5 protein-coding genes are annotated in these 8,427 nt (G+C 63.0%); 3 read left to right on the forward strand and 2 right to left on the reverse strand.

The features are described 5' to 3' along the window. The first annotated feature begins 170 nt into the window (after positions 1 to 170). Both AC1VWL_RS18600 and AC1VWL_RS18605 read left to right on the forward strand, forming a co-directional pair. Positions 171 to 1,694, forward strand: a complete 1,524-nt coding sequence (locus tag AC1VWL_RS18600) for a calcineurin-like phosphoesterase C-terminal domain-containing protein (RefSeq protein ID WP_482987668.1) — start codon at positions 171 to 173, stop codon at positions 1,692 to 1,694. A 410-nt stretch (positions 1,695 to 2,104) separates the two neighbouring features. Then, positions 2,105 to 2,764: a single stranded DNA-binding domain-containing protein gene (locus AC1VWL_RS18605; RefSeq protein WP_482987669.1), complete on the forward strand. Its 660-nt coding sequence runs from the start codon at positions 2,105 to 2,107 to the stop codon at positions 2,762 to 2,764. Positions 2,765 to 2,897: 133 nt separating this feature from the next. Here the strand turns inward: AC1VWL_RS18605 and AC1VWL_RS18610 are convergent, their stop codons facing one another. Beyond that, entirely contained in the window at positions 2,898 to 4,580 is a 1,683-nt protein-coding gene (locus AC1VWL_RS18610; protein ID WP_482987670.1) for a long-chain fatty acid--CoA ligase, read from the reverse strand. A 213-nt stretch (positions 4,581 to 4,793) separates the two neighbouring features. Here AC1VWL_RS18610 and AC1VWL_RS18615 point away from each other — a divergent pair, with 213 nt between their 5' ends. Then, positions 4,794 to 5,135, forward strand: a complete 342-nt coding sequence (locus tag AC1VWL_RS18615) for a hypothetical protein (RefSeq protein WP_282272884.1) — start codon at positions 4,794 to 4,796, stop codon at positions 5,133 to 5,135. A gap of 241 nt (positions 5,136 to 5,376) precedes the next feature. Here the strand turns inward: AC1VWL_RS18615 and acnA are convergent, their stop codons facing one another. Continuing rightward, positions 5,377 to 8,139, reverse strand: a complete 2,763-nt coding sequence (gene acnA / locus AC1VWL_RS18620) for an aconitate hydratase AcnA (protein ID WP_482987671.1) — start codon at positions 8,137 to 8,139, stop codon at positions 5,377 to 5,379. Positions 8,140 to 8,427: the final 288 nt, after the last annotated feature.

Below are 8,427 nucleotides of genomic sequence, written 5' to 3' on the forward strand. Positions count from 1 at the left end.
GTGCCATGCTCGGCAGGGGCTTTACCGGCAAACCTAAATCCCACCGGTAATGCCTAGCCGAGCATGGCTCGGCTCTACAGGTATCGGTGGCGCCGCTCGCCACCTCCCGCAATGCCTTTGCAGCATCCCGGGGCGATAATGGCAGCCTGCCCATTGTTGCCGAGACCTCCATGCGCCCACTTCTGTTGCCCGCTCTTTTGCTGGCCTGCGCGCCATTCGCCGCCAGTGCCTCCTGCCTGGAAGGCGCAGTATTCCTCGACAGCAACGGCAATGGCCGCCAGGACGCGGGTGAGAAGCCGCTGGCGGGCATCCGGGTATCCGATGGCGAGCACATCGTCAGCACCGGCCAGGATGGTCGCTACCAGCTGCCGCCCTCCAGCCAGCCCAACATCCTCATCATCAAACCGGCCGGCTATAGCGCCGCCAAGCGCGCGGATGGTCTGCCTGATATCTGGCGGCCACAGGCAGGCGAGGGCGATAGCCAATGCCGCCCGTTCGCTCTGAAACCGGAAAAGAACGCACCCAGCAGCTTCCAGGCCCTGCTGCTGGCCGACAGCCAGACCAGCACTGCGCTGGACGTCAGCTACTTCGAGCGCGACATCATCGAGCCGCTGCGCGGCAAGCATCAGGCACGCATGGGCATGACTCTGGGCGATATCACCAATGACGATCCCAGCCTCTATCCGGCGCTGACCAAGGCGGTTACTTCGCTGGGTGTGCCATGGCTGCACGTCCCCGGCAACCACGACATGGACCTGGGTGCGAGCAGCGACGCCGATTCGCTGGCCAGCTTCCATCGCCAACTCGGCCCGGACACCTACGCCTGGGAAGATGCGTCGATGGTGTTCATCGGTATGGACGACATCATCGCCCAACCCGGGCAGAAGCCGGCGTATGTCGGTGGTCTGCGTGAGGACCAGTTCGCCTTCCTGGAGGCCTACCTGCCGACCATCCCAAAGGACAAACTGGTGGTGCTGGGCTTCCATATCCCGCTGTTCGACCACGTCTACCGCGCCGAAGATCGGGCACGGTTGTTCAAGCTGTTGGAGCAGGTGCCGCATCCGTTGATCGTCAGTGGGCACACCCACAACCAGAGCCAGGTGTTCTGGGGCGCTGCACAGGGTTGGAATGGTGGCAAGCCGCTGCACGAGTACAACGTAGGCGCTGCCTGCGGTGCGTTCTGGTCAGGGATCAAGGATGCGCAGGGCATTCCCGATACCACCATGGCCGATGGCACGCCGAATGGCTACGGTTTGCTCAATGTGCGGCCGCAAGGCCAGTACAGCGTCGAGTACCGGGTTGCGCGTGCGCCGGCGGACCAGCAGATCGCCTTGCATGCACCGAAGGTATTGCGGCAGGGTGCGTATCCGGCCTGGGGCATCTACGCCAATGTCTTCATGGGCTATGAAGGCCTGCCGGTGGAATTCCGTGTCGATGGCGGCGAATGGCAGCCGATGAAGCAGGTCAAGCAGGCCGACCCGCGCTTGCTGGTGGAGAACATCGCCGACGATCTGGCCAGTGAGTTGCGTGGCTACGACCGTTCGCCCGAAGCCGTGCCGTCCAACCATTTGTGGCGTGCTGCGTTGCCGACCAAGCTCAGCGAGGGCGAGCATGCGGTGGAAGTGCGCACCACATTGAACGGCGTCGAGTACCGCAGCCAGACCAGCTACCGGCTGCAAACCGCACAGCCCTGACAGCACGGTCTGTTGTGGGAGCGGCGTCAGCCGCGAAGCAGGGGATGCTTCGCGGCCCAGGAATCCGCAACCTGACCAGTCTACGAGCTTCGCGGTTCACACCGCTCCCACAAGCGGTATCAGTTCGCCGGATAGCGGGCCGGCTGGTGTCTGTAGGAGCGGCGTCAGCCGCGAAGCCGGGGAAGCGTCTGTATCAGGCATTTTGTAATCTGAGAATCTACGAGCTTCGCGGTTCACACCGCTCCCACAAGCGCTAGCAGTTCTCCGGATGGCTGGCCGGCTGGTGTTTGTAGGAGCGGCGTCAGCCGCGAAGCCGGGGACGCGTCTGGTCCGGGAATTTCTGGGATCTGGCAATCTACGAGTTTCGCGGCTGACGCCGCTCCTACAACAAAGCAGGGTGCAGGGACGTCATGCGTTGGAAGACAGCAGTGATCAAACCCACGATTCTCGGTATGGCGTTGGCTACGACCAGTTGCGGCTTTCCGCTGCCTGGCAGCCAATTCCATGTAGAGCCAATGGATCCCGCGCGCAAGCTGATCGGGCAGGTGCAAGGGCAGGGGGCGAGCAGCCCGCTGCTTGGCAGTGAGGTACTGATCGAAGGCATCGTGGTGCGCAACCTGATGGGTGACAGCGACGACATCGGCCAGGAGCTCAGGGAAACCCTGGGCGAAGGCGATCGTGGCACACCCACCATCGGTTGGTTTCTGCAGGACGAGGGCGATGGCGACCCGGTCACTTCCGATGGGGTGTTCGTGCTGGATCAGGGCTATGACACCTCGATCAACATGCCGGCCGAGGCTGAGTTCACCATGCGCATGGGCTCTCGACTTCGCACCGGTGACCGCGTGACCGTGCGCGGAACCGTGGTGGAGCTGGCCCAGGAGCAGACGGCCGATCAGCCGCGCACTACCGGTCACCTCGTTTCCCGCGGTGAAGCTGGCGGCACGGTCACTGCTATCGCGGCCATGTCGCTGACGCTTGTTGGATCCGATGAGCGCGCCACCGCAATCGTGCCGGTGCCCGTGGCCGGCAATGCGGATGACGAATCACGCGAGGGTATGCGGCTTTAAAGCGCGGTGGTCGGTCTGGCGCGGTCAGCCATCATGCTGTACGAGGCGATCACGCACCGCTTCCAATCAGATTACAACCACAAAAAAAGCCTCCCCGTTTCCGGGGAGGCTTTCAGCGATCACGCTTGAAACATCAAGCTTCCGGCTTGGCGTCACGCAGTTCGCGGCGCAGGATCTTGCCGACGTTGGTCTTGGGCAGTTCCTTGCGGAACTCGACGATGCGCGGGTGCTTGTAGCCGGTCAGGTTGGCGCGGGCGAATTCCTTCACCTGCTCCTCGGTGAGGTTGGGGTCCTTCTTGACGATGACCACCTTCACCACTTCACCCGACTTCTCGTTGGGCGCACCCACGGCAGCCACTTCCAGGATGCCCGGCATCATCGCCAGCACGTCTTCGATTTCGTTCGGGTAGACGTTGAAGCCGGACACCAGGATCATGTCCTTCTTGCGGTCGACGATATAGAAGAAGCCGTTCTCGTCCATGCGCGCCATGTCGCCGGTATGCAGCCAACCGTCGGAATCCATGACCTTGTCGGTCTCGTCCTGGCGATGCCAGTAGCCCTTCATCACCTGCGGCCCGCGGATGCACAGCTCGCCCACTTCGCCCAATGCCACCATCTGGCCGTCGTCGTTCTTGACGCAGGCTTCGGTGGAGGGGATCGGCAGGCCGATGGCACCGTTGTATTCCTTCAGATCCAGCGGGTTGATACAGGCTGCCGGTGAGGTCTCGGTCAGGCCGTAGGCCTCAACTAAGGTGACGCCGGTAACCTTCTTCCACTTGTCAGCCACGGCGCGCTGCACGGCCATGCCGCCGCCGAGCGCAACCTTGAGGTTGGAGAAGTCGACCTGATCGAAGCCTTCGGTATTGAGCAGGCCGTTGAACAAGGTATTGACGCCGGTGATGGCGGTGAAACGGTTGTTCTTCAGTTCCTTGACGAAGCCCTTCATGTCACGCGGGTTGGTGATCAGGTAGTTCAGGCCGCCGAGCTTCATGAAGACCAGGCCGTTCGCCGTCAACGCGAAGATGTGGTACAGCGGCAGCGCGGTGATGATGACTTCCTCGCCCGGCTTCACGCCCGATGCGCTGATCCACGCCGAGGCCTGCTGCATGTTGGCGATCAGGTTGCGGTGGGTCAGCATCGCGCCCTTGGCCACGCCGGTGGTGCCACCGGTGTACTGCAGGAAGGCGATGTCTTCGTGGTCCACCTCGACCACCGGCATGCTGTGGCGCTTGCCCAGCTTCAACGCATCCTTGAAGCGAATGGCCTTGGGCAGGTCGTAATCCGACACCATCTTCTTCACGTACTTCAGCACGAAGTTGACGATGGCGCCCTTGGGGAAGCCAAGCATGTCACCCAGACCGGTGGTGATGACCTGCTTGACCGGCGTATCGGCGATGACCTGTTGCACGGTCTCGCCGAAGTTGTCGACCACCAGCAGCACGGAGACGCCGGCATCGACCAGCTGGTGCTTGAGTTCGCGTGCGGTATACAGCGGGTTGACGTTCACCACGGTCAGGCCGGCGCGCAGGATGCCGAAGATGGCGATCGGGTACTGCAGGCAGTTGGGCATCATGATCGCAACGCGATCGCCCTTCTTCAGCTGCAGCTCGCCCAGCAGGTAGGCGGCGAACTGGGTGACCAGAACGTCCGCTTCGCCATAGGTCAGGACCTTGCCGAAGTTGGAGTAGGCCGGGCGATCACGGAACTTGGTGACCGAGGCATTGAAGACATCGGCGACGGAGTGGAATTCGTTGACGTCGATTTCAGCCGGCACACCAGCCGGGTAGCTCTGCAGCCAAGGACGTTCTTGCGTCATCTTCCCCTCCAGGAAATGGAATGATCTAGTGGTCAGGCCCGATCATCGGGCACCGGCGTTATTGTTGCCAGCATACCGTTCCGAATTGAAAAGGCGAAGGGATAGATGATGCGATCAGTCTTCAACTGCATGCTTTGTGCGGTGATCATGCTTTTGCTGGCCGCTTGCGGCCGCGAACCACCGGAACAGCGGCTGCGCGAAAGTTTTGCTGCAATGCAAAAAAATGTAGAGGAAGGCAAGCCGGGTGGCTTCATGGAGGGTGTGTCTGAAGACTTCGTGGGCAACGAAGGGCTGGACCGCGCCGGGATGGAGCGTCTGCTGCGTGGGCAGTTGTTGCTCAACGCCAAGGTGGGGGTGCAGACCGGGCCGTTGCGGGTGGAGATGGGCGAGGGTGGTACTGCGACGGTGCGCTTCACTGTGCTGCTGACCGGCGGCAACCAGGGGCTGCTGCCCGAGCGTGGGCAGATGCAGGAAGTGGTCACTGGGTGGCGCGAGCAGGATGGGGAGTGGCAGGTGTATAGCGCGGATTGGGCGCCGGTGGGTGGGGAAGGCTGAGCTGCTGGCTTGGTAGCCGGTTGAAGGCTTTGGAGCTTTGGAGCGCAACAGCACCCCTCCCCAACCCTCCCCTTGGCTGCGCCAAAGGGAGGGAGACAAGCGGGGCTGCTCTTGCCCCCTCCCTTTGGCGCAGCCAAGGGGAGGGCTGGGGAGGGGGGCTCTTGCTTCTCGCCGCAAAAATGCAACAAAAAAGAACGCCCCAACAGGGGCGTTCTTCCAACGCAACATTCAACGCAGCAGATCAAGCAACCTTCTTCGCCGCCAGCTGCCGCAACACATACTGCAGCAAGCCACCATTACGGAAGTACTCGACTTCCTTCGGCGTCAGCAGCAGCACCTTGGCGGTGAAGCTCTTCCTGCTGCCATCGGCCCTGGTAGCAGTAACCGTTGCGGTCTTGGCCTTGCCATCGTCCAATCCGGTCACATCAAACACCTCCGAGCCATCCAGACCCAAGGTCTGCGCGTTCTCGCCGTCATGGAACTGCAACGGCAGCACGCCCATGCCGACCAGGTTGGAGCGGTGGATGCGCTCGAAGCTCTCGGCGATCACCGCCTTGACGCCCAGCAGGTTGGTGCCCTTGGCCGCCCAGTCGCGCGAGGAGCCGGTGCCGTACTCCTTGCCTGCCAGCACCACCAGCGGCACGCCATCGGCCTTGTACTTCATCGCCGCGTCGTAGATCGCCAGCTTCTCGCCGGTGCTGCTGCCCGGGGCGTAGTACAGCGTGTTGCCGCCTTCTTCACCGCCGAACATAAGGTTCTTGATGCGGATGTTGGCGAAGGTGCCGCGCACCATCACATCATCATTGCCGCGGCGGCTGCCGTAACTGTTGAAGTCGGCCGGCTGCACGCCACGCGACTGCAGGAAGCGGCCTGCCGGCGAATCTTTCTTGATGTTGCCGGCCGGGGAAATGTGGTCGGTGGTGATGGAGTCACCAAACAAGCCCATCACCCGTGCGCCATGGACGTCGCTGATGCTGCCGACCTGCATGGTCATGCCGTCGAAGTAGGGCGGGTTCTTGATATAGGTCGAATCGCCATTCCATTCGTAGGCCTGGCCTTCCGGCGATTCGATCTGCGCCCAGCGGGTGTCGCCCTTGAACACATCAGCGTAGTTCTGCTTGAACATCTCCGGGCCGACGGTGGCGGCGATGGTGTCGCCGATTTCCTTGTTGCTCGGCCAGATGTCGCGCAGGTAGACGTCCTGGCCATCGCTGCCCTTGCCCAGCGGCTCCTTGCTCAGGTCGATGCGGACCGTGCCGGCGATGGCATATGCGACCACCAACGGCGGCGAGGCCAGGTAGTTGGCCTTCACTTCCGGATGCACGCGGCCTTCGAAGTTGCGGTTGCCCGACAGCACCGAGGCCACCACGAGGTCACCGGCGGCAATGCCGGCGCTGACTTCGGTAGGTAGCGGGCCGGAGTTGCCGATGCAGGTGGTGCAACCGTAGCCGACCACGAAGAAGCCGAGCTTCTCCAGGTCCGGCAGGACGCCGGCTTTCTCCAGATAGTCGGTGACCACGCGCGAGCCCGGTCCAAGCGAGGTCTTGACCCACGGCTTGGCCTTGAGCCCCAGGCGTGCCGCGTTGCGCGCGAGCAGGCCGGCGCCCAGCATTACCGCCGGGTTGGAGGTGTTGGTGCACGAAGTGATGGCAGCAATGACCACCGCACCATCCTTCAGGCGCATGGCTTGTTCGTTGATCACGATGTCGGCATGGCCCTTGGCTAGCTGCTCGTTGCCAACCGCGGCACCGCCGCCTTCGTTGATGAAGTCGGCGACGTCGCCATTGCGCTGCTCGCGGTGGCTGGTCAGTCCCTTCAACGCTTCGGTGAAGTTGCTGTGCACGTCTTCCAGCAGCACGCGGTCCTGCGGGCGCTTGGGGCCGGCCATTGAAGGCTTGACCTCGGCCATATCCAGTTCCAGCGTGGCGCTGTACTGCGCATGCGGGCTGTTGGCGTCGTGCCACAGGCCTTGGGCCTTTGCGTAGGCTTCCACCAAGTTGATCTGCGCATCGCTGCGGCCGGACAGGCGCAGGTAGTTCAGTGACTCGGCATCGATCGGGAAGATGCCGCAGGTGGCGCCGTATTCCGGGGCCATGTTGGCGATGGTGGCGCGGTCGGCCAACGGCAGGTGCTGCAGGCCCTCGCCATAGAACTCGACGAACTTGCCGACCACGCCAAGCTTGCGCAGCATCTGGGTGACGGTCAGTACCAGATCGGTGGCGGTGGTGCCTTCGGGCAGCTTGCCGGTGAGCTTGAAGCCGACCACCTGCGGGATGAGCATCGACGAAGGCTGGCCCAGCATCGCGGCCTCGGCCTCGATGCCACCCACGCCCCAGCCGAGCACGCCGATGCCGTTGATCATGGTGGTATGCGAGTCCGTACCGAACACGGTGTCCGGGAAGGCCCAGTTGGCACCGTCGATCTGCCGCTCCATCACCACGCGGGCGAGGTTTTCCAGGTTCACCTGGTGGACGATGCCGGTGTTTGGCGGCACCACCTTGAAGTTCTCGAAGGCCTTCTGGCCCCAGCGCAGGAAGCTGTAGCGCTCCTGGTTGCGCTGGAACTCAATCTTGCCGTTGAGGTCCAGCGCGTCAGGGCGCCCGAACACGTCGACCTGCACGGAATGGTCGATGACCAGTTCGGAGGGAATCAGCGGATTGATCTGCTCGGCCTTGCCACCGAGCTTGGTGACGGCGTCGCGCATGGCGGCCAGGTCGACCACGCAGGGCACGCCGGTGAAATCCTGCAGCACCACGCGCGCCGGCATGAAGGCGATTTCCGTGTCCGGCTCGGCCTTGGGGTTCCAGCGGGCAACGGCCTCGATGTGGTCCGGGCCGACGGTCTGGCCGCCGTCCTCGTGCCGGAGCAGGTTCTCCAGCAGGATCTTCATCGAGTAGGGAAGGTGGGAGATGTCGAACTTCTGGCCGAGCTTGGGAAGGCTGCAGTAGGTGTACTGCTGGCCGCCAACCTCCAGTTGGCTACGGGTGGAGAATGTATCGCTCATACAGCTGACTCCTCTTGGTACAGATGGCTTGCGGTGGCGCCGGGGCGCTGCGCGGGCTTTTCAGAGCCATGGGCCCTGTCAGGTGAATACTGGTCCGAGTATGGACGAAGCATCCTGCATTCGGTTCATGGCCGCTGGTGTCAGTTTAGGCAACGGCGTGTTGCGGGCATGTAACGGAGCGCGGTGACTGTAGTGGCCCCCCCAGTAACGCCAGGGGGGTTTACCGGGGGGCCCCCCACAACAAGTGGCGGCGCGCCCACCCGACCACAGCCCGGCCCGCCACCGCCC

Source organism: Stenotrophomonas sp. STEN063, assembly GCF_056854515.1.

Coding starts and splice junctions, on each gene's coding strand:
- AC1VWL_RS18600 (WP_482987668.1), top strand. CDS start 171: ATGCGCCCACTTCTGTTGCCCGCTCTTTTGCTGGCCTGCGCGCCATTC.
- AC1VWL_RS18605 (WP_482987669.1), top strand. CDS start 2,105: ATGCGTTGGAAGACAGCAGTGATCAAACCCACGATTCTCGGTATGGCG.
- AC1VWL_RS18610 (WP_482987670.1), bottom strand. CDS start 4,580: ATGACGCAAGAACGTCCTTGGCTGCAGAGCTACCCGGCTGGTGTGCCG.
- AC1VWL_RS18615 (WP_282272884.1), top strand. CDS start 4,794: ATGCAAAAAAATGTAGAGGAAGGCAAGCCGGGTGGCTTCATGGAGGGT.
- acnA (WP_482987671.1), bottom strand. CDS start 8,139: ATGAGCGATACATTCTCCACCCGTAGCCAACTGGAGGTTGGCGGCCAG.